Here is a 24528-nt window from a genome sequence, read left to right as displayed (position 1 = left end):
CAAGGGAGTGCCCGACATGATCAGCACCAGAACAGGCTCACTCAGCCTGCTGGCCGGCGCGATGCTGCTGGCCAGCGCTGGCGCCTTTGCCAACGTGGAACCGGTCGCGCCCCAGGCGGGCAAGCCGGCCACTGTGACCAAAGAGCTGCAACAGGCCAAGACCTACACCGTCAGCAGCGCGCCGACCGAGGCGCTGCAACTGGCCAAACCGACCCTGCCTGACCTTTCCGGTTTCACCGCCGAAGCCGCTGCGGCGAAGATCGTGCGCAGCAAGCCGGGCAAGATCAGCGTGCGCCGGATGATGCAGGAAAACGCCCTGAAGGACTTCATCGGCGGCGATAACAAGATGGCCGAATGGGTGGTGCGTCAGCACGGCATCCCGCAGGCGATCTTCATCGACGACGGCTACATGAACCTCAAGGATCTGGCGAAGAAACTGCCCAAGCAGTACTTCAGCGAGACCGCGCCGGGCGTGTACCTGGCCAGACTGCCGATCGTGGTCGGCGAGAAAGGCATCCTCGAAATCGACGGTCAGACCCAGGAACTACGTCTGTCCCAAGAGGCCGGTTCGTTCCTGGTCAACGACGGCCAATTGTTTGTGCGTGACACCAAAGTCACTGGCTGGCGCGAAAAGGAAAACGGCCCGGCAACCTTCCGTTCGCCGAAGGAATTCCGCCCGTTCCTGCTCGCCTGGGGCGGCACCGAGACCTACATCGTCAACAGCAAGATGGCCAGCTTCGGCTACGCCAACAGTAAGTCGTACGGGGTGAGTATTTCCCAGTACACGCCGAACATGGCCAAGGTGCTCAAGCGTCCTGAACCGACCGGCTGGATCGTCGGCTCCGAGTTTTCGGACATGTGGTACGGCTTCTACTGCTACGAAACCAGCGACTTTGTGGTCAAGGGCAACACCTACAAAGACAACATCGTCTACGGCATCGACCCGCACGACCGTTCGCACCGGCTGATCATTGCCGAGAACACCGTGTACGGCACGAAGAAGAAGCACGGGATCATTATTTCCCGTGAGGTCAACGACAGCTTCATCTTCAACAACAAGAGCTACGACAACAAGTTGTCGGGCTTGGTGATCGACCGTAACAGCATCAACAACATCATTGCCTACAACGAGATCTACAAGAACCACACCGACGGCATCACGCTCTATGAGTCGGCCGACAACCTGTTGTGGGGCAACAAGGTCATCAGCAACCGGCGTCACGGCATCCGTATTCGTAACAGCGTGAACATTCGCCTCTACGAAAACATCGCCATGGCCAACGGCCTGACCGGCGTCTACGGGCACATCAAGGACCTGACCGACACCGACCGCGACATCAAGCTCGACCCGTTCGATGCCCAGGTCTCGCTGATCGTCGTCGGCGGCGAACTGGCGGCCAATGGCAGCGGCCCGCTGTCGATCGATTCGCCGTTGAGTGTCGAGCTGTATCGCGTGTCGATGCTGGCGCCGACCAAATCCAGCGGCATCAGCTTCAACGGCATCCTCGGCGAGCGCCAGGATGAAATTCTCGACTTGCTGGTGCGCCAGCAGAAAGCCGTGCTGATCGACCCTGTCGAACGCCAGACCGAAATGCGGGACTGAGGATAATTTTTATGCACCCACACATGATCAAACTGCTCAGCCTCTCGGCCCTGACCCTTGGCATTCTCGCCGCCGGCAACGCGCGTGCCGACGCTGGCAGTGAAACGGCCGCGCCGCCGAAATTCACCGCCGAGCCATGCTGCAACCTGTGCCCGGCCGCCCATGACGCGAAGAACTACACCACGCGTTATCAGCAGAATTTCACCACGCTGGTGCAGGCCCAGGGCGACTGGCTGTTCCGGACCCAGGAAGACCTGCGCACCGAGTTCAACACCACGCCGGCCGGCTACAAGCGCCTGCAGCAACTGCACGATGCGTTCAAGAGCAAAGGCGTCGAGCTGGTGATCGTTTACCAGCCGACCCGTGGCCTGGTGAACCGCAACAAGCTCAACCCGCAGGAAAAAGCCGCGTTCGATTACGAGAAAGCGCTGGGCAACTACAAGACCATGCTCGGCCGTTTCGCCAAGATGGGTTACGTGGTGCCGGACCTGTCGCCGCTGACCAACGAATCGCTGCCGGACACCCTGCCCGCCCACGATTTCTACTTCCGCGGCGACCAGCACTGGACGCCGTACGGTGCCCAGCGCACAGCGAAAATCGTCGCCGAGAAGGTCAAGCAGATCCCGGCCTTCGCCGACATTCCCAAGCGTGAGTTCGAGACCAAAAAGTCCGGGCGCATGGGCAAGACCGGCACCCTGCACAACATGGCCGGACAACTGTGCGGCACCAGCTACGCGATCCAGTACATGGACCAGTTCACCACCGAGCCGAAAGGCGAAGCGGGTGACGGCGACCTGTTCGGCGATTCCGGCAACCCGCAGATCACTCTGGTCGGCACTTCGCACAGCGGCAAGAACTACAACTTCGCCGGTTTCCTCGAAGAAGCCATCGGCGCCGACATTCTCAACGTCGCCTTCCCCGGCGGCGGTTTTGAAGGTTCGATGCTGCAATACCTGGGCAGCGAGGAATTCCAGAAGTCGCCACCGAAGATTCTCATCTGGGAATTCTCGCCGCTGTATCGCCTCGACCAGGAAACCATCTATCGCCAGATGATGGCCTTGCTCGATAACGGCTGCGAAGGCAAAGACGCACAGATGACCGGCAGCGCCACGTTGAAGCCGGGCAGCAAACAGGAACTGATGGTCAACAGCAAGAACCTGAATCTGCAGAACGCCAATCATCAGGTCGACATCCGCTTCGCCGACACGTCGGTGAAAACTCTGCAAGCCACCCTCTGGTACATGAACGGTCGCCACGAGGACATCAAGATCGAGAAACCGGAAACCTCCGACACCGACGGTCGTTTCGCCTTTGAGCTGCGCACGGACGAAGACTGGGCCTCGCAAAACCTGCTGGCCGTTGAAGTCCAGGGGCCTGAAGCCAAGCCCGGCGCCGCGCCACAAAAAGTCGAAGCGAAAATCTGCAAACGCAACGTATTCCCGGGCGCCGGTCAACAGACCGCGCAGCTTGGGCAATGAGGTCTGCTATGCGAAATCGAACGATCAAACATCTGCTCGCGCCTTCCCTGCTGACCCTGGCGATGTTCGCCGGGGCCACCCAGGCCGCCGCGCCACTGCGTCCGCCACAGGGCTACTTCGCCCCGGTGGATAAATTCAAGAGCGGCGACAAAAGCGACGGTTGCGATGCGATGCCAGCGCCGTACACCGGGCCGCTGCAATTTCGCAGCAAGTACGAAGGGTCGGACAAGGCCCGCGCGACGCTGAACGTGCAGTCGGAAAAAGCCTTTCGCAACACCACCAAAGACATCACCACGCTGGAGCGCGGCACCGCCAAGCGCGTCATGCAGTTCATGCGCGATGGTCGCCCGGAACAGCTCGAATGCACGCTGAACTGGCTGACCGCGTGGGCCAAGGCTGATGCCTTGATGTCCAAAGACTTCAACCACACCGGCAAGTCGATGCGCAAATGGGCGCTGGGCAGCATGGCGTCTTCGTACATTCGCCTGAAGTTCTCCGACTCGCATCCACTCGCGCAGCATCAGCAGGAAGCGCAGTTGATCGAGGCGTGGTTCAGCAAAATGGCCGATCAGGTGGTCAGCGACTGGGACAACCTGCCGCTGGAAAAAACCAACAACCACTCGTACTGGGCCGCCTGGTCGGTGATGGCCACCGCCGTCGCCACCAACCGCCGCGACCTGTTCGACTGGGCCGTGAAGGAATACAAGGTCGGCGTCAATCAGGTTGATGCCGACGGCTACCTGCCCAATGAGCTCAAGCGCCAGCAACGCGCCCTCGCCTATCACAACTACGCCCTGCCGCCACTGGCGATGATCGCCAGTTTCGCCCAGGTCAACGGGGTCGATCTGCGTCAGGAAAACAATTCAGCGCTCAAGCGGCTGGGTGATCGAGTGTTGTCCGGGGTGAAAGATCCGGACGAGTTCGAAGAGAAGAACGGCAAAGAACAGGACATGACCGACCTGAAAGAGGACATGAAATTCGCCTGGCTCGAACCGTTCTGCACGCTCTACACCTGCGCGCCGGATGTGATCGAGAAGAAACGCGACATGCAACCGTTCAAGACCTTCCGCCTCGGCGGGGACCTGACCAAGGTTTATGACCCGTCTCATGAAAAGGGCAATAAGGGTTCCTGACAGGCGAAGAGCAAAAGCCCCCTCACCCTAGCCCTCTCCCGGAGGGAGAGGGAACTGACCGAGGTGGCCGTGCGAGTTACGCCGAAATGAAATACCGAGTCGTCGCAGGTTTTGAACAACTCGATCGGCGGCAAAAAGAAATACCGAGTCGATCTCCTTTTCTGAAAATCATGGAGATCAGGCTCCCTCTCCCTCCGGGAGAGGGCGGGGGGTGAGGGGCGCGGTCTGAAGGCCAGCCCGACCTCAAGCAAACACTGTGTCACCCCTCCACTACCACGGGGGGTTTGGGGGGGCTTTGGCCCTTGACTGTTGGTTCAAACATGGAGAGATCGGGATGGTATTTTCATCCAACGTGTTCCTGTTTCTGTTCTTGCCGATCTTTCTCGGCTTGTACTACTTGAGCGGGCAACGCTATCGCAACCTGCTGCTGCTGATCGCCAGCTACGTGTTCTACGCCTGGTGGCGTGTGGACTTCCTTGCGCTGTTCGCGGCCGTCACGCTGTGGAACTACTGGATCGGCCTGAAAGTCGGCGCCGCCGGCGTCAGGACCAAACCGGCCCAGCGCTGGCTGCTGCTCGGCGTGGCTGTCGACCTGTGCATTCTCGGCTACTTCAAGTACGCCAACTTCGGTGTCGACAGCATCAACGCGATGATGACGTCGGTGGGTCTGGAGCCGTTCATCCTCACGCACGTGCTGTTGCCGATCGGTATTTCGTTCTACATCTTCGAATCGATCAGCTACATCATCGACGTGTACCGTGGTGACACCCCGGCGACGCGCAACCTGATCGACTTTGCAGCGTTCGTGGCGATCTTCCCGCACCTGATTGCGGGTCCGGTGCTGCGCTTCCGCGATCTGGCCGACCAGTTCAACAACCGCACGCACACCCTCGACAAATTCTCCGAGGGCTGCACCCGGTTCATGCAGGGTTTCATCAAGAAAGTCTTCATCGCCGACACCCTCGCCGTGGTTGCCGATCACTGCTTCGCCCTGCAAAACCCGACCACTGGCGATGCCTGGCTCGGCGCACTGGCGTACACCGCGCAGCTGTATTTCGACTTCTCCGGTTACAGCGACATGGCCATCGGCCTGGGCTTGATGATGGGTTTCCGCTTCATGGAAAACTTCAAACAGCCGTACATCAGCCAGTCGATCACCGAGTTCTGGCGCCGCTGGCACATCAGCCTGTCGACCTGGCTGCGTGACTATCTGTACATCACCCTCGGCGGTAACCGTAAAGGCACGCTGATGACCTATCGCAACCTGTTCCTGACCATGCTCCTGGGTGGTCTGTGGCACGGCGCGAACATCACTTACATCATCTGGGGCGCCTGGCACGGCATGTGGCTGGCGATCGAAAAAGCGCTGGGCCTGAACACTTCGCCGCGCAGCCTCAACCCGATCCGCTGGGCGCTGACCTTCCTGCTCGTGGTGATGGGCTGGGTGATCTTCCGTGCCGAGAACCTGCACGTTGCCGGGCGTATGTACGGCGCAATGTTCAGCTTCGGTGACTGGTCGCTGTCGGAACTCAATCAGGCCAGCCTGACCGGTCTGCAAGTGGCAACCCTGGTGGTGGCTTACGTAACCCTGGCGTTCTTTGGCCTGCGTGATCTGTACACCAATCAGCCACCGGCCAAGACCAAACCTGCGGTCAACGTCGAGGCCGATGGCCCGGCCACCGCAACGCCTGGAATGATCAAGGCAGCGCCTGGCGAAAACCCGGCGAGCATCCATGAACCTGGCTACACCGTCGGCGTCGAAGCCCAGGTGCAACCGGCCTACTGGACCGCTGACTGGTCGCGCTACGTGATGCGCGGGCTGATCCTGCTGCTGTTCATTGCCTCGATTCTCAAACTCTCGGCGCAAAGTTTCTCGCCGTTCCTTTACTTCCAGTTCTGAGGGATCTGACATGACCCGCTCATTACGCATCTTCTACATCGCCCTGTTCCTGGTGACGCTGTTGGTCCTCGGTCTGTGGTCGGTTCGCAGCTTCTTCGGCTTCAGCACCAACGCCGATGCGACGGTGCTCAACGGCCGCTGGACCAAGGCTGTGGAAACCCACTACGACGAGGAATTCCCGATCAAGCGTCTTGGCACCAACCTCTGGGCCGCGCTGGATTTCAAGCTGTTCAACGAAGGTCGTCCGGGCGTGGTGCTCGGTCGCGATCAGTGGCTGTACAGCGATGAGGAATTCAACCCGATCGTCAACGAAGAGCTGAACCTGCAAGGCAACTACGCGCTGGTCGAAGGCGTGCGCCAGACCCTGAAAGACAAAGGCGTGAAACTGGTGATGGCGATTGTTCCGGCCAAAGCGCGCCTGTATCCGGAACACCTGGATGAAGTGAAACCTTCGAGCATCCACGAAAACCTATATCAGGATTTCCACGCTCGCGTTGCCGGCGACAAGATCCTCGCCCCTGACCTGCTCGGCCCGTTGCAACAGGCCAAGCAGAATGGTCAGCAAGTGTTCCTGCGCACCGACACCCACTGGACTCCGGAAGGCGCCGAGATCGCCGCCAACACCCTGGCCAAAACCATTGCCGAGAAATTCCCGCTCAGCGGTGAGCCGCAGCGCTTCGTCACCACGCCGGCCGAGAAGGTCACGCACAAGGGCGACCTGCGTCTGTTCCTGCCGCTCGATCCGCTGTTCGAAAACATGATGCCGGCACCGGAGCCCCTGCAGAAACGCAACACCGTGGCCGCCGAGCAGCCTGCCGGTGACGACGCCCTGTTCGCCAACAGCGAAGTACCGGTCGCACTGATCGGCACCAGCTACAGCGCCAACCCGAACTGGAACTTCGTCGGTGCGCTGAAGCAAGCGCTGCACAGCGACGTGGTCAATTACGCCGAAGACGGCCATGGCCCGATCCTGCCGATGCTCAGCTACCTGAAAAGCGATGACTTCAAGAACAGCCCGCCACAGGTGCTGATCTGGGAGTTTCCTGAACGATATCTGCCTGTGAACAACGAAATCGGCGACGCCGACCCACAGTGGGTCGCAGAGCTCAAACAAGCCGGCGCCCGCCAACAAAACGTAGCCATCAACACTAAATCCGAGACGCCCGATCGGGCGCAAAACTGAAAGAGAGGTACACCATGACTTTCACTACTACTCCTCGTCGTCTCGCTAAAAGCTTCGCTCTGGTCGCTGGCCTCAGCGTGCTTTCCGTACCTGCCTTCGCCGGTGGCGACGCCGCGCTGTATGGCCCGACTGCACCGAAAGGCTCGACCTTCGTGCGCGTCTACAACGCCAGCAACGCTGAAGTCAGCGCCACCGTCGGCAGCACCAGCCTGAGCGACATCGCGCCACTGGCCAGCAGCGATTTCAGCTTCATGCCGGGCGGCGACTACAGCGCCAAGGTCGGCAGCCAGACCCTGCCGGTGAAACTGGCCGGTGACCACTACTACACCCTGGTCAACAACGCTTCCGGCGCGCCGCAACTGATCGAAGAGCCGCCCTTCAAGAACAAGCAGAAATCGCTGGTTCGCGTGCAGAACCTCAGCGACAAGCCGCTGACTCTGAAGACCGCTGACGGCAAAACCGAAGTGGTGCCGAACGTGGCTGCCAAGGGCCGTGGCGAACGTGAAATCAACCCGGTGAAAGTCAGCCTGGCGCTGTACGAAGGAGACAAGAAAGTCGGCGACGTCAAACCCGTCGCTCTGGAACGCGGTGAAGCAGCAGTGCTGTACGTCACCGGTAACGGCAGCAACCTGTCGCCAGTCTGGGTGAAACGCCCAGTGTCGACTCGCTAACCGCTCGAGCTATCAGCTACTGGCTTCAAGCTGCAAGTGCAGTGCTTCTAACTCACCCCTTGCAGCTTGCAGCTCTCAACTGCATTTTATGGAGTAAACATTATGATTCCGGTGATCTTGTCAGGTGGTAGCGGTTCGCGTCTGTGGCCACTGTCGCGTAAGCAGTTCCCTAAACAGTTCCTGGCCCTGACCGGCGAACACACACTGTTCCAGCAAACCCTGGAGCGCCTGGTGTTCGAAGGCATGGACACCCCCATCGTGGTCTGCAACAAGGATCACCGCTTCATCGTCAACGAGCAGTTGGCCAACCGCAATCTGGAATGCCAGCGCATCCTGATGGAACCGTTCGGCCGCAACACCGCACCGGCCGTGGCGCTGACCGCGATGATGCTGGTCAATGAAGGCCGTGACGAGTTGATGCTGGTGCTGCCGGCCGACCACGTTCTGGAAGACCAGAAAGCCCTGCAACGCGCGCTCGCCCTGGCCACCGTTGCCGCTGAAAATGGCGAAATGGTGCTGTTCGGCGTGCCGGCGACCAAACCGGAAACCGGTTACGGCTACATCAAGTCCACTGGCGATTCGCTGCTGCCGGAAGGCGTCAGCCGTGTCTCGCACTTCGTCGAAAAACCTGACGTCAAGCGCGCCACCGAATACGTCGAGTCCGGCGGTTACTACTGGAACAGCGGCATGTTCCTGTTCCGCGCCAGCCGCTTCCTCGAAGAACTGAAAAAGCACGATCCGGACATCTACGACACCTGCCTGCTGACCCTTGAGCGCAGCCAGCAGGACGCCGACACCGTGACCCTCGACGAAGCCACCTTCGCCTGCTGCCCGGACAACTCCATCGACTACTCGGTGATGGAAAAAACCCAGCGCGCCTGCGTCGTGCCGCTGACCGCTGGCTGGAGCGATGTCGGTTGCTGGTCGTCGCTGTGGGAAGTCAACGAGAAAGATGCCAACGGCAACGTCAGCAAAGGCGACGTGGTCATTCAGGACAGCAAGAACTGCATGATCCATGGCAACGGCAAACTGGTCTCGGTGATCGGTCTGGAAAACATCGTCGTGGTCGAAACCAAAGACGCCATGATGATTGCCCACAAGGACAAGGTTCAGGGCGTCAAGCAGATGGTCAACACGCTCAACGAGCAGGGCCGCAGCGAAACCCAGAACCACTGCGAAGTCTATCGTCCGTGGGGCTCGTACGACTCGGTGGACATGGGCGGGCGCTTCCAGGTCAAGCACATCTCGGTGAAGCCGGGCGCGTGCCTGTCGCTGCAGATGCACCACCACCGCGCCGAACACTGGATCGTGGTCAGCGGCACTGCCGAAGTGACCTGCGACGAAAACGTGTTCCTGCTCACCGAAAACCAGTCGACCTACATCCCGATCGCCTCGGTGCACCGTCTGCGCAATCCGGGCAAGATCCCGCTGGAGATCATCGAAGTTCAGTCGGGTTCGTACCTGGGTGAGGACGACATCGAACGCTTCGAAGATATCTACGGTCGCTCCACCCCGATCGAACGCGGCGTGTCGGTCAAAACCATCGCGCAGTGATCGCTCGCTGAAACAAGAAGCCCCGTCCAGCCTACTGCGTCCCCTATCCGCAGAGGGTTGGGCGGGGCTTTTTCTGCTCCGTGCTCAGTCAACAACTCAACGTCGGAACTGCATGGCGAATACAGACAGCGAATCTGCGTTGCGTCGAGCAACGTTTTGCCGGACTTTTACGTGTCCGATGTAGGCATCTGCACGTTTTCGCGGCGACGTTGCCGGACTTTTACCCAATTTTTCCAGGACTGTATTCACTGCATTCTTGTAATGAGCAAGTGTACGCGCGCTAAAGGTGCTCTCATCAGGCGCGCTACCCATGCTCTCGCTGGAGGACAAACGTCCAAGCAGAACGTAGTCATTAATGTCTTCCTTTGATGCGGCCCGACCCTCCTCTCCAAAATTCAGATACATAAAGTCGTTCACAAAGTTCAGTGCGTTATTTCTACGCATGGCATGGGCGGCCTCATGAACCATTGTTCGTGCCTGAGAAACCCCGTGGCTACGCTCGATATAACTTTGGCTCACCCATATGAAATTCCCGTCATTGGCCGTATTGAACGCCAATGCATCCATACCCGGAAGCTGATCGACAAGAACCACTTGCTGGTTGCGCTTGTCCAGCAACATCGTCATGAAAGACTTGATCTCCTGCATATCCGCCAGCAGCAGGGAAGTAAAACTGTCTTTTTCCCCCGCAGACGAGAAGTCATGCTCATCAAACATCATTGTTAAAATTTTCTGCGTGGAGGGGCTTAACGAAGGCTGCGACAACGCTTTCTCCGCATTTGTTACCCATTCAAGTCCTAACTCTAATGCTTCGCTCGTTGCCTCCCTTTGTGTTGCCGGGAATGAATCAAGTCCCCTGGAAATAATTTTAATATTGTTTTTTTTTGCAAAGGATTCCTGTTCATTCAAAACGTCATAACTACTCGTCCCATTTTCGTCATGACGGTTAATCGGGGAGTTCCTTAGCATCCGGAACACATTCAGGCCATCCACAATCCCTGCTGGATCAGGATTCAACCAGCGTTGCAACCAAGGCACGTAATAACGATATCCATAGTAGTAAAGCCCCGTCGCATCGCGCTCCTTGCCTGAATAACGCACGGTTTTATAACTGACCTCGGGGTCATCAACCCATGCAGTCGCACCGGACGGATAGAAATGTTCGCGACTGATCAGGTTCGCCTCAGCGTCCAGCTCAATACTGATCGAACCCAGATGATCGCTGAAACCGTATCGGTAGAGATCGTTGCTGCCCGTCGGTGGCGGGCTTTGCCAGTGCAGAACGCGGACACTGTTGAGGCCGGTCTGCACGGTGATGACTTGCAGGCTCTCGCCCGTGCCAGTGTTCGTACGCAACTCCAGCGCTGGCAAATAACGGACTTCCGCGAGCAGGCTGCGTGAATTTGTCAGCGATACCCCCGTTTTGCGTACACGTTGACCGGCGCCATCGTAGAGATAGCATTCACGATCATCGGCGTCTGATCTGCGTGATACGACCACTACTGAATCCAGCTGATTAAGCAGGTTCCATTGCAACTGGCGTCCCTGATCCAGCAACAGCAGATTGCCCCGTGCATCGAAAGCTGCGCCGATCGCTGCCTCATCGGGCGGCACACCATTTCGCCAGGGCAGGCAACGATTGCTGTAGCGCGCGGCCTGCAGATCATGACAGGGATTCTGTTCGCCAACGTGAATCAGCTTCAGCAGATTGCCGCCGGCATCGTAACGATAGTCCTGCGTGTAATTGACCAGGGCTGTCGGCCCGCCTCCGGCGGCGCCTGCCTCCCAGCCAGAGGCGCGGGACAGCTGATAAAGACTGTCGTAGCGATAACGGCTGATCGGCTCGATGCGCTGGTTGGCGAACCAGCGCTCGGGCAATGCCTGGTCTTCGATACTCGTTACGTTACCCATCGGGTCGTAGGCATAGAGCAGATGCTGCAACACATTGCCCAGCTTGTCCTGAGCGTGGCGCGTGAGCAGGCGGCCGTCTTCGGGGCGGTAGCTCAGCGCTGTCAGTACGCCGTTGCCCGCCGTCTCCTGAATGACTTGCCCCTGCGCGTTGTAACGAATATCGCTGACCACCGAATGGCTTTGGGCCTGAAGATCGAGACGTACATCCACCCCGCGTAACCGCCCGTCCAGCGTCAGCGCGAACACCTGCCGGTGACCACGAGCATCGAGTTGTTCCAGCACAGATTGCAGCGGCGCATGACGCCATTGTGTGGTTGCCCCCTCGCGCTCGAGCAACTTCTGTCGATCGACAATGGCCTCGGGCCAATCCGCCGCGACCGGCTCAAGCGTGAAGTGACGGGTGTTTTCACTGCACTGCCCGGTGATCGCAAACTGCGTGAACAGAACACTGCCTCCCGGATCGTCATGGCGGATCAACCGACCTAACTGATTGCACAGCGGATCACCCGCACCGGGGCGGCCGTAGGCCAAACGTTCTGCACACCGCCGAGGCACGCCGGTGCCCTCTTCGAACACCGCGACCGGGCGCAGCAGATCGTCGTATTCAATTTCGCGGCGTGTGCCGCGGCTGTCCCAGTTGAACAGCGTCTCGCCAGCCAGACCCGGCAACTGGACCTGGACCCCCGCATCGGTGCTGTCCGAGCGCAGCGCACTATCGTTCAGAGCGTGGACTGAGGTGAGACTGGCAGGCGCCTGCGGGTCAGTCGCTTGCAGCGCCCAGAGTCGAGCATCCCATTGTTTGACCGCACGCCCGGCAACGTCGCGCAACGTCCGCTCGATTCGCAGCTCACTGGCCATTCCCGCATCGGCCCGCCAGTAATTGACCGTGAGGATGGCCAACCCGCGCGGATCGTTCACGGCAAGCGATGGTGTTTTGCTGTGGATGCCCATAGTGCGTCAACGCCGCTGTGTGCCTTCGCGCATGGGACCAAGCGCGGCCCTGGATGCCTACTGTCAGAAATTACAGTCCCGACCAACGGTGCGCTTGTCCGGGTCCCGAATACCCATCGCGCGAAGCCTTCGGTAGGATGGGCTCATTCCCCCCTGGAGCGCTCAAGCATGTTCATCGGCATCCTGCTGGTCATCACCTGGCTGATTCTGCTGCTGCGCTATCCGGCCAAGGCCTTGCCGGTGTCGGTGGCCGCTGCCATCGGCCTGGGCTTCGTGGCGATGTGGGTGGTGTGGCTGGACAACCGCGAGATCAAGCAACTGGCGCGCCTGGAACTGCGCATGGCTTACGCTCCCGAGCAATGCCCGGCCGACCGTCCGCTGCAACTGAAAATGAACAATGGCAACGATGTGCCGCTTACCGAACTGCGTTGGCGCATCGCCGCGTACGCGCCCGGCGATACGGTCAACCTGGCCGACAATCAGTACACTGCCCCACGCTATCGCGGTCCTGGCGAACTGCAGCCCGGCGCAACCTGGGAAGACTGCTTGCCACTGCCACCGCTACGCCCCGGCTATCGGCCACAAACCCTGGAGTTTCGCGCCGAGCGATTGCAGGGTAGTTTCTCCGACTGACCTGTTTCTTAACTTTTCTGCACAAGGAATGCGCTATGCCCGTTGCGTTGATTACCGGTTGCTCCAGCGGCATCGGCCGCGCCCTCGCCGACGCCTTCAAAGCGGCGGGCTACCAGGTCTGGGCCACTGCGCGCCGGGCCGAAGACGTGGCGACTATAGCCAGCGCTGGCTTCACCGCCGTGCAACTCGACGTCAATGACAACGCTGCGCTGGAACAACTTGGCGAGCGCATCAGCCGCGAGCATGGCGGTCTCGACGTGCTGATCAACAACGCCGGTTACGGCGCGATGGGTCCGCTGCTCGACGGCGGCGTGGCGGCCATGCAGCGGCAGTTCGAGACCAATGTGTTTTCGATTGTCGGCGTCACTCGCGCACTGTTTCCGGTGCTGCACCGGGCCAAAGGCTTGGTGGTGAATATCGGCAGTGTGTCCGGTGTACTGGTCACGCCATTTGCCGGTGCCTATTGCGCGTCGAAAGCGGCGGTACATGCATTAAGCGATGCCTTGCGCATGGAACTGGCGCCGTTCGGTATCCGTGTAATGGAAGTTCAGCCCGGCGCGATTGAGTCGAGTTTCGCGAAAAATGCCGGGCATGAAGCCGAGCAGTTGATCAACGAGCAATCGCCGTGGTTTCCGTTGCGTGAAGGCATTCGCGCGCGGGCCAGGGCCTCGCAGGACAAACCGACCCCGGCCGCAGAGTTTGCTGCGGTGTTGTTGAAGGCCGTGCAGCAGAGCAAACCGCCGCGGTTGATCCGCATAGGCAATGGCAGCCGGGCGTTGCCCTTGTTGGCGGCGATGTTGCCGAAGGGGTTGCTGGAGTCGACTTTGATGAAGCGCTTCGGCTTGCGCGCAAAACTCTGAGACCGCGTTGCTCCCATCGCCAGCAGGCTGGCTCCCACAGGGATTTCCGGGTCGCTGAAATCCCTGTGAGAGCGAGCCTGCTCGCGACGGGGGATGACTCGGTCTGTCAGAGGTCCGCGGTGGCTTGGTTCACCACCACCGTGCAAGTAATCCCCGCCGCCAGCAACACCCCTTCCGGCACCTCATCAATGTGAATCCGCACCGGCACCCGTTGGGCCAGGCGCACCCAGTTGAACGTCGGGTTGACGTCGGCGATCAGCTCGCGACTTTCCGGGTTGTCACGGTCGTAGATGCCGCGTGAAATGCTCTCCACATGACCCTTGAGCACTTCGCCGCTCATCAACTGCATATCGGCCTTGTCGCCGACTTTCACATGCGGCAGTTTGGTCTCCTCGAAGAAGCCGTAGACCCAGAACGAATTCATGTCGACCACGGCCATTTTCGCCTCGCCGATGCGCGCGTAGTCGCCGCGATGCACATTGAGATTGGTCACGTAACCGTCCACGGCAGCGCGCACTTCGGTGCGTTTAAGGTTGAGTTCGGCGGCTTCCAGTTGCGCTTGCGCGTGTTGATAATCGGCGAGTGCTGCGTCGGCGATATTGCTGGCGTCGTCGCGGTTTTCCTTGGAGATCACCAGGTTGTCGAGGTCGGCCCGGCGATGCGCGTTGACCTTGCGCATCTCCCATGTCGACTTGCGCGCAGCGACCAGCGACTGCGCCTGTTTCACTGCGATGCGGTAATGCTCGGGGTCGATGCGCATCAGCAGATCGCCCTTCTTCACCAACTGATTGTCACGCACCGGCACCTCGACCACTTCGCCGGTGACATCGGCGGCGACATTGATGATGTCGGCGCGGACGCGGCCGTCGCGAGTCCACGGCGTGTTCATGTAGTGCTGCCACAACGTGCGGCCGATCCACAGCGCCAGAGCCAGCACCAGCAGGGTTGCGAGCAGGCTGAAAAACTTTTTCATCAATGCCTTCTTTTAGCGAGAGTCAACGGTAAACCGTCAGCGCCATCGCGCCGAACAGACAGGTAAACAGGCTCAGACGCAGCAGCGCCGGGTGCCAGAAAAAGCGGTACAGATCGAACCCCGAAAGAAACCGGTCGAGCGCCCAGGCCAGCGCGGCAGCAATGAAAAACATCAGGGTCATGGTCGGCATGTACACGCCGTGGAAAGCGATTTCACGAGGCACGGGCAGGTCCTTCGGGGCAGGCGATGGCGTATTCGGCGAGCGGAGATTGCGGGTCGAGCAGCGAGGTGCGGATGAAGTGCAGATAGCTCTTCACCCGGCGCAGCGCCGAGGTATCAAAGTGTGGCGCGAACGGCTCGTCGGTGGCCGCGACGCGGCTGATCGCATGGTCGACGGCAACCAGCGCACGCTCCAGATTGCTCGAATTGGGTTGCAGAAACAGCCGCACCAGCGCCCGGCCCATCACGCGGATCGCCTGACGCCATGGCTGCGATTCGGCATAGGCCGGATGCACCGGCAGAATCGCCTGTTCCTTGCGCAGTTCGATGATCGCGTGACCGACTTCCAGCACTACGAACATCCAGCGCAGCAGATTTTGCTGCACCTTCGGCTGGCCGGCGGCGAGACCATAGGCCTGATGCAGCAGGTCGCGGGTGCGGCTTTCGAAACTCGAGGCCAGGCCTTTGAGTTTGCCGCTGATCGCGTAGACCACTTGTTCGCGCAGATCCTGTTCCAGCCGTTGCCACAACCAGCGACTGTTCGGCGGCAGAATAATCGCCCCCGCCGCCGCGCAGACGAGCATGCCCATGACCATGGCGATGTAGTCGTTGATGAAGGTGTAGGGGTTGTAGATCGTCAGGTTGTCTGGCACTGATCCGGTGCTGAAAAAAATCAACAAACCGAGGCCGACCCCGGCGTATTGCGGCCGCGAGGTGAGGAACGAACCGAGCACGATCACCGGGGCGAGCATCACGCACAGCAGTGGGAAACCGTCGATCAGCGGGAACAGGAAAAACATCTCGACGAAGCCGACCAACGCACCAAGAAACGTCCCGCAGGCCATCTGGAACGCCATGCGTTTGGGGTTCGGCGTCGCAGCGGACAAGCCCACGGTGGCGGCGGCAATCAGGGTCATCGTCGCGCCGCTTGGCCACGCGGTGGCGACCCAATAACTGCCCAGCAACAGCAGAATGAACGAGGCCCGAATCCCGGAAGCCGCGGCCGCCCACCAGTTGGTCTGCGGCGTGAACGGCTCGTCCCAGCGCTCGCGTTCGTGGCGGTGCTCGGCGAGGGAGGCATGGGTCTGGGCGTAGCCGTGCAGGTCGTCGACGAAGCGATAAAGCAATTCGTACGCGGTGTGGAAATCCAGTTGTTCGGCCTCGCTTGGCGCGGTCTCCTGAAACAGCCCGCGCAGGGTCCGCACCCGCGCCGGCAAACCTTCCTTGTAGATCGCCAGCGCTGTCGCCAGACGTGCGGCATCGGGGCTGGTCAGGGCACGGCCGCTGAAACCGTCGAGCACTTCGGCAAGGTCCTGCAGACCCGGTTTGATCGCCGCGACCACATGTTCCTCGCCATTGCCGCGCAAGCGTTCAAGCAACTGGTGCAGGGCGTTGAAGCGCGTGGTGACGCCCATGAATTCGCTGTTCAAACGGCTCAGCCGACCATTGCGCCGGCGCATGTGCGGGTCTTCGAACACAGTCACGCTGCGCAGCCCTTCCAGGCCCACGGCTTCGGCAATGAAGCGCACGTTACTGGCCTCGAAGGCATCGGCTTGGCTGCGCCCGCGCAGGCCATCGGTGACGAACAGGGCAAACACCCCGAAGCGCTGATACAAGGCGTTGCGCATGGCCGCGCTGGCAGTCTGCGGCAGAATCGCCGCGCTGATCAGAGTGGCGCAGAGAATCCCCAGCGAGATCTCCAGCACACGCCACACTGCCGCCATGAACGCGCCGTCCGGGTGCGCCAGCGCTGGCAAACCGACCATCGCCGCGGTGTAACCGGCCAGCACGAAACCGTACGCGCGAAAGTTACGACAACGCGCCGCACCGGCCGAGCAGATGCCGACCCAGATCGCCAGCGAGCCGAGGAACAATTCGGTGTTCTGCGCAAATAAAGCGATCAGCGTGACCATCATTGCCGACCCGGCCAGTGTGCCGAGAAAGCGATAAAAACTCTTGGCGAAGACCTGACCGCTCTGCGGCTGCATGACGATGAACACGGTGATCATCGCCGTGCGCGGTTGCGGCAATTCCAGACGCATCGCCAGCCACAAGGTCAGGAACGCGGCGATCAACACCTTGAAAATGTAGACCCAGGTCACGCCATCGCTGCGCGCCCAGTCAAAGAAACCGCGGCGCCATTCCAAGGCGTAGAGCCAGCGTATGGGAGCGGGCAAGTGAGTCATTGGAAGTACTCAAAATGATCAGGCAAAACGCGGCCCCTGTAGGAGTGAGCCTGCTCGCGATAGCGGTGTGTCAGGCAACACAAATGCAGACTGACAGGCCCCCATCGCGAGCAGGCTCACTCCTACAAGGGGATGTGTGTTCAACGCAGCAGTGCCGGGGTTTTCGGCGCTTGGGTCTGCTCGGCACTCGGCACATCGCTGCCGGCACCGAGGCCGCCGCCCAACGCCGTCATTAGTTCGGCATGTGCACTCAACCGCGCCGCCTGCACCTGCTGTTGCACCTGCTGCTGTTTGAGCAGCAAGGTCTGCGCGTTGAGCACGTTGAGGTAATCGGTGAGGCCGCGCTGGTAGGCGATCATCGCGATGTCGTAAGTCTTCTGCGCCGTGGCCACCGACTCGGCGGCGAAGCCCTGCTGCTTGTCCATCGACTCGCGGCGGATCAACTGGTCGGAGATGTTTTTCAGCGCGTTGATCAGCGTCTGGTTGTAGTGCGCCACGGCAATGTCGTAACCGGCCGAAGCTTCGCCCAACTCGGCACGCAATCGCCCGCCATCGAAGATCGGCAACGAAATCGCCGGGCCGACGTTGTAGTTGAGTTTCTTGCCAGTCAGAAACTCCAGCGCGCCGCCACCGGTGGCCATGTAGCCGAGGCTGCCGGCCAGATCGACGTTGGGGTAAAAACCGCCATGAGCGACATCGATGCCGCGCGCCTGCGCCGCCACTTGCCAGCGACTGGCGACCACGTCGGGACGCTGGCCGAGCAGTTCGGCAGGCAACGCAGAGGGCAATTTCAACGCCGCACCGAGCGCCAGAGTTGGGCGCTGCAACTGCGCGCCGTCACCCGGGCCTTTGCCGGCGAGCGCGGCAATCTGGTTGCGACTCAGGGCGATTTCTTCGTCCAGCGCATCGAGCTGGCGATGGGTTTCCGGCAGCGGCGTTTCGGCCTGGCTGACTTCGAAATGCGTGCCGATGCCGCCGTCCAGGCGTTTCTGCGCCAGATCGACAATCTGCTGTTGCTGCGCCAGCGTCGCCGCGACGATGTCGCGCTGGGCGTAATGCAGCGACAGCTCGATGTAGGCGCGCACGATGTTGCTCTGCAATTCCAATTGCGCCAGCCGCGCCTCGGCGACGCTCATGTGCGCCAGATCCACCGCGCGCTCACTGGCATTGCTTTCACGGCCCCAGAGGTCGAGTGCATAGCTGAAACCCAGCGCGGCGTTGTTGTCCCAGGTCGTCGTGTTGGCCAGCTCGCCGGGACCATAAAACTGGTCCGTCGGCCAATTGTGCCGTTTGAGCGTCGACTCGCCATTGACCTGCAACGACTCGGCCGCCTCGGCGACACCGGCCAGCGCCTTGGCCTGGCGCACCCGCGCGGCGGCCATGGCCATCGTCGGGCTGCCTTGCACGGCGAGGTCGATCCAGTGGTTGAGTTGCGGGTCGCCGTAGGCTTGCCACCACTGTGCAGTGGGCCAATGCGCATCTTTGGCAGCGTGGGCAATGGCCTCGTCGGTGGCCAGCGAATTGGCCGCCAGTGCCTCGCTGTGCGGGGCGATTCCTTGCGTTGAGATGCAGCCGCCAAGACCCAGGGTGAAAGCCAGAACACTGAGCGACAAAAGCGCTCTGTTGATGCGACGCGGCACAGCTGCGAATTCCTGAAAAGGGGATAAACCGGGGCTTTGTGGGCGCGAGCCTGTTCGTCAAAGCAGCACCTCGGTTCGGGCTGAACAACCGGCCTGTGCGCCTCGCCTCCCACAACGGCGCAATTCTAGGGGGACGCCGTTACGGCGATAAGCTGGGTTTTCTGTGAATCTTTGTTACGGTTAACGCGATAATCCCTAAGTCGGGGGTCTCGCCTTCGAAACTTCGTGTCACAATTTGCCATCTCCCTTGAGAGCACCCCATGGACACCTTGCAAAACATGCGCGCCTTCAGTTGCGTCGCCGAAGCCGGCAGCTTCACCGCCGCCGCCGTGCAACTCGACACCACTACCGCCAACGTCTCGCGCGCGGTTTCCAACCTCGAAGCCCACCTGCAAACCCGCCTGCTCAACCGCACCACGCGGCGCATCGCCCTCACCGAGGCCGGCAAGCGCTACCTGCTGCGCTGCGAGCAGATCCTCGCCTACGTCGAGGAAGCCGAGGCCGAAGCCAGCGACGCCCACGCCCGCCCCGCCGGGCAGCTGAAAGTGCACACCATGACCGGCATCGGCCAGCACTTCGTCATCGACGCCATCGCCCGCTATCGCAAGACCCACCCGGACGTGACCTTCGACCTGACCATGGCCAACCGCGTACCCGACCTGCTCGACGAAGGCTATGACGTGTCCATCGTGCTCGCCAGCGAGCTGCCGGACTCGGGTTTCGTCTCGCAACGCCTGGGCATCACCTACAGCATCGTCTGCGCCTCACCGGCCTACGTAAAAGCCAACGGCGCCGCGCAGAAACCCAGCGACCTGCTCAACCACGCCTGCCTGCGCCTGGTCAGCCCGGTGATCCCCCTGGAAAAATGGGCCTTCGACGGCCCGGACGGCCAGGAAATGGTCACGATCAACAGTTCGCCGTTTCTGGTGAACTCCGCCGACGCCATGAAAACCGCGATCATCAGCGGCATGGGCGTGGGCGTACTGCCGGTGTACGCCGCCATCGAAGGCTTGCGCAACGGCACGCTGGTGCGAGTGATGCCGAACTACCGCTCGCAAGAGCTGAACCTGTATGCGATCTATCCGTCGCGGCAGTATCTGGATGCGAAGATCAAAACGTGGGTCGAATATCTGCGCGGCTCGTTGCCGGAAATATTGGCAGCGCATCAGGCGGAACTGGCGGCGTATGAGTTGAGCGGGAGTCTGGCTGGCGCACGGGTTGCGAACTGATCTTCAGACGTAGCGCGTTTGTAGGGAGTGGGGACAGACCGTGGTGGATGCTAGAACTACGCCGACGTCGGATACCGTGTAGAACTCCAGTTGTGAAAATCAAAAGCCCCTCACCCTAACCCTCTCCCGGAGGGAGAGGGGACTGACCGTGGTGACTTGGAGAGATACGCCAACTTGGGATACCGAGTCGTACTCAAGTTCTGAACGGCTCACAAATCGGCTCCTCTCCCTCAGGAGAGGGCTGGGGTGAGGGGCGAATCCACCACTAATCCCAAGCCAACCACCCGCTTCTAACCACTCAACAATGAGCGTTAGCTCGAGTGCCCTTGATCTTGATCTTGCCTAACCAGCGACATCGGAAGGCTGAGTGGAGGGATCGATCCGGGCGTGGGAGCGCAGCGACCGTCTGGCGCAGCCAGACACAGCGGAAGGAGGTGCAGCGAAGCAAACCGTAGCCGCTGCGCCCATCGATCCCGGAGCGAAGGGACCCGAGCCTGCGAGGGCCGAACGCAGGAGCAAGCCTTTTGGTTCCTTTTTGGCGTCTGAAAAAGGGACTCGCCGTAAGGGCGAAACCGCCAGCCGCCACACCCGCAGCAACGGATATACACGCCAAACCAACCAGAGCATGGTCGGCCCAGAGGCCGCCAAGACAACCCAAGCCAGAAAATGTTAGCGTGCTTTCAATCAAGCCGCACGACGAGCCCCGAGCAATGAAAAAAACAGTCCTGGCCTTCAGCCGCATCACCCCGCCCATGATCGAACGCCTGCAAGAGGAGTTCGACGTCATCGTCCCCAACCCAAAGGCCGGTGACATCAACGCGCAATTCAACGAAGCCCTGCCCCACGCCCACGGCCTGATCGGCGTCGGCCGCAAACTCGGCCAGGCACAACTCGAAAGCGCGACAAAACTCGAAGTGGTCTCCAGCGTCTCTGTCGGCTACGACAACTACGACCTCGACTACTTCAACCAACGCGGGATCATGCTCACCAACACCCCGGACGTGCTCACCGAAAGCACCGCCGACCTCGCCTTTGCCCTGATCATGAGCAGCGCCCGCCGCGTCGCCGAACTCGACGCCTGGACCAAGGCTGGCCAATGGCAAGCCAGCGTTGGCGCGCCCCTGTTCGGTTGCGACGTCCACGGCAAAACCCTGGGCATCGTCGGCATGGGCAACATCGGCGCCGCCGTGGCCCGCCGTGGTCGCTTCGGCTTCAACATGCCGATCATCTACAGCGGCAACAGCCGCAAAACCGAATTGGAAAAACAACTCGGCGCACAATTTCGCAGCCTGGAGCAACTGCTCGCCGAAGCCGACTTCGTCTGCCTGGTGGTGCCGCTCAGCGACAAGACCCGCCACCTCATCAGCCATCGCGAACTGGCGTTGATGAAACCGAGCGCCATCCTGGTCAACATCTCGCGCGGCCCGGTTGTCGATGAACCGGCATTGATCGAAGCCCTGCAAAACCAGCGCATCCGTGGCGCCGGGCTGGACGTCTACGAAAAGGAACCGCTGGCCGAGTCGCCCCTGTTCCAGTTGAGCAACGCCGTGACCCTGCCGCATATCGGCTCGGCCACCACTGAAACCCGCGAGGCCATGGCCAATCGCGCACTGGCCAATCTGCGCAGCGCCCTGCTTGGCGAACGTCCGCAGGATCTGGTCAACCCGCAAGTCTGGCGCGGCTGAAAAACAACGGGCAAGTGCATATTGCGCTTGCCCGTTAGTTACAACTACACAACTTGAAATTCAACAACGACCAAAACTCTACAGCCGCACTATAAGCTCTCCGCGTCCGTCTATCTAACGACATACGCCATGGAGAGCCAATACTTTGAATACCCTGGATACCCTAACCACCGAAAAACTGATCCGTTACAGCAAAGTCATCCTGATGGCTTACATCAGCGTTTTCGGATTACTGGTGATACTTCACAACGTTACCGACTATGAATCCAATTACACGTACGTGGCTCATATCCTGAGCATGGATACCACCACCGCCAGCGAGAATCTCAAGTATCGAGCCATTGACTCGCCTTTAGTCCACCACCGGATCTACTGGTTCATCATCACGATGGAAGTCACCTATACCGTGCTCTGCCTGGTAGGCACCTATCAGCTGTATCGGCATATCAACTCCCCCGCCGAAGTGTTCCACGAAGCGAAGAAGTTTTCGATCATGGGTATTCTGGTGGCCATTTTTATTTATTACGTTTGCCTGCAAACCGTGGGCGTCGAATGGTTCGACATGGACACTTCGCAATCGTGGAATGCCAAGGATTGGGCCCGGCACATTGTCGATTTCATTTTACCGGTGATGATTTACATCACGTTGAAATTAGAGCACTGAAGTTCAGTGCTCTATTATTCAAGCCAACTGTTCCTGCGCAGGGACTGACACTGTTTTCGGTTTACGAAACACCAGCACGTTGCCCAGCATCACCAGAACCAGACCGATCAGCGCCGGTGCTGTCCATTGATAACCTTCGGCAAACGCCGAGACGTTCAAAGCCACCACCGGGAACAGCACCGTGCAGTACGCCGCCCGCTCGGGGCCCATGCGCCCGACCAGCGTCAGATAGGCCGTGAAACCGATCACCGAACCCGGAATCACCAGATACAGCAGCGCGCCCACGTAACGCGAGCTCCAATCCATGTCGAACGGGATGCCTTTGACCAGGCACCACAGCGTCAGCATCGCCGCGCCATAGGCCATGCCCCAGGCATTGGTAGTCAACGGTCTGAGGCCGGCCTTTTGTTGCAGGCTCGAGAGCATGTTGCCCGCCGAAAAACACAAGGTTCCACACAGCGCCAGACCCAGGCCCAACAGGGTTTGCGGGCTGGCTTGATGCCCGGCCAGTTCCGGCCAGAACAGCAGGCCCAGGCCGAACAAACCGAGCCCGCCGCCCATCAGCACATTGCGTGCGATGCGCTGGCCGAAGAAAACCCGCGCGTTGAGGGCATTCCACAGCGTCGCCGTGGAAAACACCACCGCCACCAGCCCGCTGGGAATCCACTGGCTGGCAGTCAGGAAACACATGAAGTTGACGCAAAACAGGCACAGCCCCTGCGCCACACAAATCAGATGCCCGCGACGATTCATCGGCTGCAGACGGCGGCTGAGCAGCAACAGCGCAAACAACACCAGCGCAGCGAGGCCGAAGCGGTAGACGATCGATACCGGTATCGCCACAACGCCCAATTGCCATTTCAAGGCAATCCACGTGGTGCCCCAGATCAGTACGGTCAACAAATACAACGACAGGTTCATGGTGCAGTCTCCTCGATAGACCACGAGTGTCGGTCCGGCGCCGCTGCGCACGCTTGCAGATTCTTGCGCTTTTCTCGGGTGACGGGCTGGCAGCCGGGTGTCTACGGAGTAGCATGCAAGGCGTCGGAGAAAATCACCCATGGCCGCAATCGATACCCTGCAAGTCTTTCAAGAGCTCAACAGCTCGCCGAACGCCCGCCTGGTGCACAGCGCCGAGCTCGGCGACGGCTTGTCCGCCGCGGTATGGACCAATCACCACGACGCCCGCGAATATTCAGCGCCGGGTCACCACACCGTGTCCTGCTACATCGCCGGTGGCACCGGCACGTTTCGTCGCGGCCAACCGCAGCAAAAGGGTGCACCGGACAAGCTGTGCATCCTGCCGGCCGAGCATGAGTCGGGCTGGGTGGTCAACGGCGACATTCGCCTGGCGCACCTGTATTTCAGCGCCGAACAATTCGCCCTCGGCTGCGTGACCCTGCTCGACCGCGAGCCGCGCGAGATGCAGTTGCGCGAGCATACCTTCCTCGAAGACCCGCAACAGGCACAGCGTTTTCGCCAATTACTGGCGCTGAACTGGGACGAACCCGCCGAGCGCTTGCTGACCAGCAGCATCGCCCATGAATTGATCAGCCACACCTTGCTCAGTCAGGTCGGCGCGCGGCAGGGTTTGCGCTTGAAGGGCGGGCTGGCGACGCATCAACGCCGACAACTGATGGCGTACATCGACAGCCAACTGGCAGAGCCGATCAGCCTGGGGCAACTGGCCGGATTGTGTGCGCTGTCGGAATACCATTTCGCGCGGATGTTCCGTGCGAGTTTCGGGTTGCCACCGCATCAATATGTGCTGGCGCGGCGCCTGGATCGGGCGCGGCAGATGTTGCGCGGAACAATGCTGCCGTTGGGTGAGATTGCGCTGGCGTGCGGATTTGCCAGTGCGAGTCATTTCACCAATCGGTTTCGTCAGGTGCTGGGTGGGACGCCGGGGGAGTATCGGCAGGCGTTTTTGCGCTGAGCCTGTTTCCCTCACCCCAGCCCTCCCGAAACGTCGGACCGCCCGGAGGGAGAGGGAGCCGACCGCGGTGTCTCAGATTCTCCGCCGACCTGACAGAACCAGTCGATTATGGATTCAGA

General features: G+C 60.4%; 19 protein-coding genes. 13 read left to right on the top strand and 6 right to left on the bottom strand.

The genetic code is table 11. The features are described 5' to 3' along the window. The first annotated feature begins 16 nt into the window (after positions 1–16). The 7 genes from algG (at position 17) to BLU52_RS03200 (ending at position 9522) form a co-directional block, all read left to right on the top strand. On the top strand, positions 17–1603 hold the full coding sequence (gene algG, locus BLU52_RS03230; protein WP_090288431.1) for a mannuronan 5-epimerase AlgG: 1587 nt from the start codon (positions 17–19) through the stop codon (positions 1601–1603). Positions 1604–1614: 11 nt separating this feature from the next. After that, positions 1615–3081: an alginate O-acetyltransferase gene (locus BLU52_RS03225; protein WP_090281861.1), complete on the top strand. Its 1467-nt coding sequence runs from the start codon at positions 1615–1617 to the stop codon at positions 3079–3081. A gap of 8 nt (positions 3082–3089) precedes the next feature. Further along, positions 3090–4214, top strand: a complete 1125-nt coding sequence (locus BLU52_RS03220; RefSeq protein ID WP_090281860.1) for a mannuronate-specific alginate lyase — start codon at positions 3090–3092, stop codon at positions 4212–4214. 334 nt (positions 4215–4548) lie between these two features. After that, entirely contained in the window at positions 4549–6114 is a 1566-nt protein-coding gene (locus tag BLU52_RS03215; RefSeq protein ID WP_090281859.1) for an MBOAT family O-acyltransferase, read from the top strand. A gap of 10 nt (positions 6115–6124) precedes the next feature. Continuing rightward, a complete protein-coding gene (locus BLU52_RS03210; RefSeq protein WP_090281858.1) occupies positions 6125–7297 on the top strand; it encodes an alginate O-acetyltransferase in 1173 nt (390 codons plus the stop codon). Between the two features lie 14 nt (positions 7298–7311). After that, positions 7312–7968, top strand: a complete 657-nt coding sequence (locus tag BLU52_RS03205; protein ID WP_090281857.1) for an alginate O-acetyltransferase AlgF — start codon at positions 7312–7314, stop codon at positions 7966–7968. A gap of 102 nt (positions 7969–8070) precedes the next feature. Next, the gene (locus BLU52_RS03200) at positions 8071–9522 is read left to right on the top strand and encodes a mannose-1-phosphate guanylyltransferase/mannose-6-phosphate isomerase (protein ID WP_090281856.1); all 1452 of its coding nucleotides are present in this window, start codon (positions 8071–8073) and stop codon (positions 9520–9522) included. A gap of 96 nt (positions 9523–9618) precedes the next feature. On the opposite strand, the gene BLU52_RS03195 is transcribed toward BLU52_RS03200, so the two are convergent. After that, complete coding sequence (locus tag BLU52_RS03195) at positions 9619–12384, bottom strand: RHS repeat domain-containing protein (RefSeq protein WP_167359884.1); 2766 nt, start codon at positions 12382–12384, stop codon at positions 9619–9621. A gap of 168 nt (positions 12385–12552) precedes the next feature. Here BLU52_RS03195 and BLU52_RS03190 point away from each other — a divergent pair, with 168 nt between their 5' ends. Both BLU52_RS03190 and BLU52_RS03185 read left to right on the top strand, forming a co-directional pair. After that, positions 12553–13017, top strand: a complete 465-nt coding sequence (locus BLU52_RS03190) for a multidrug transporter (RefSeq protein ID WP_090281855.1) — start codon at positions 12553–12555, stop codon at positions 13015–13017. Positions 13018–13052: 35 nt separating this feature from the next. Then, positions 13053–13877, top strand: coding sequence for an SDR family oxidoreductase (locus BLU52_RS03185; RefSeq protein ID WP_090281854.1), 825 nt, complete (start codon positions 13053–13055; stop codon positions 13875–13877). A 106-nt stretch (positions 13878–13983) separates the two neighbouring features. Here the strand turns inward: BLU52_RS03185 and BLU52_RS03180 are convergent, their stop codons facing one another. The 4 genes from BLU52_RS03180 to BLU52_RS03165 form a co-directional block, all read right to left on the bottom strand. Continuing rightward, complete coding sequence (locus tag BLU52_RS03180) at positions 13984–14850, bottom strand: efflux RND transporter periplasmic adaptor subunit (protein ID WP_090281853.1); 867 nt, start codon at positions 14848–14850, stop codon at positions 13984–13986. 22 nt (positions 14851–14872) lie between these two features. Continuing rightward, on the bottom strand, positions 14873–15073 hold the full coding sequence (locus BLU52_RS03175; RefSeq protein ID WP_015096751.1) for a DUF1656 domain-containing protein: 201 nt from the start codon (positions 15071–15073) through the stop codon (positions 14873–14875). After that, positions 15063–17255: an FUSC family protein gene (locus tag BLU52_RS03170; RefSeq protein WP_090281852.1), complete on the bottom strand. Its 2193-nt coding sequence runs from the start codon at positions 17253–17255 to the stop codon at positions 15063–15065. Before BLU52_RS03170 ends, BLU52_RS03175 begins: the two co-directional genes overlap by 11 nt. Before the next feature lie 140 nt (positions 17256–17395). Then, positions 17396–18895, bottom strand: a complete 1500-nt coding sequence (locus BLU52_RS03165) for an efflux transporter outer membrane subunit (RefSeq protein ID WP_090281851.1) — start codon at positions 18893–18895, stop codon at positions 17396–17398. Positions 18896–19155: 260 nt separating this feature from the next. Here BLU52_RS03165 and BLU52_RS03160 point away from each other — a divergent pair, with 260 nt between their 5' ends. The 3 genes from BLU52_RS03160 (at position 19156) to BLU52_RS03150 (ending at position 22473) form a co-directional block, all read left to right on the top strand. Beyond that, positions 19156–20124 (top strand): LysR family transcriptional regulator, encoded by a 969-nt coding sequence (locus BLU52_RS03160; protein WP_090281850.1) that lies wholly within the window; start codon positions 19156–19158, stop codon positions 20122–20124. A gap of 710 nt (positions 20125–20834) precedes the next feature. Continuing rightward, entirely contained in the window at positions 20835–21809 is a 975-nt protein-coding gene (locus tag BLU52_RS03155; RefSeq protein WP_090281849.1) for a 2-hydroxyacid dehydrogenase, read from the top strand. A gap of 154 nt (positions 21810–21963) precedes the next feature. Continuing rightward, entirely contained in the window at positions 21964–22473 is a 510-nt protein-coding gene (locus BLU52_RS03150) for a DUF2165 family protein (protein WP_090288427.1), read from the top strand. An 18-nt stretch (positions 22474–22491) separates the two neighbouring features. Here the strand turns inward: BLU52_RS03150 and BLU52_RS03145 are convergent, their stop codons facing one another. After that, positions 22492–23394 (bottom strand): DMT family transporter, encoded by a 903-nt coding sequence (locus BLU52_RS03145; protein ID WP_090281848.1) that lies wholly within the window; start codon positions 23392–23394, stop codon positions 22492–22494. Between the two features lie 139 nt (positions 23395–23533). On the opposite strand from BLU52_RS03145, the gene BLU52_RS03140 reads away from it, so the two are divergent. Next, positions 23534–24409 carry a helix-turn-helix domain-containing protein gene (locus BLU52_RS03140; RefSeq protein ID WP_090281847.1) on the top strand — a complete coding sequence of 292 codons (876 nt, stop codon included), beginning with the start codon at positions 23534–23536 and terminating at the stop codon, positions 24407–24409. Positions 24410–24528 lie beyond the last annotated feature (119 nt).

It is taken from the genome of Pseudomonas granadensis (assembly GCF_900105485.1).
In the GTDB taxonomy this organism is placed as follows: domain Bacteria; phylum Pseudomonadota; class Gammaproteobacteria; order Pseudomonadales; family Pseudomonadaceae; genus Aquipseudomonas; species Aquipseudomonas granadensis.
This window is presented reverse-complemented; position numbering and strand designations above follow the sequence as displayed.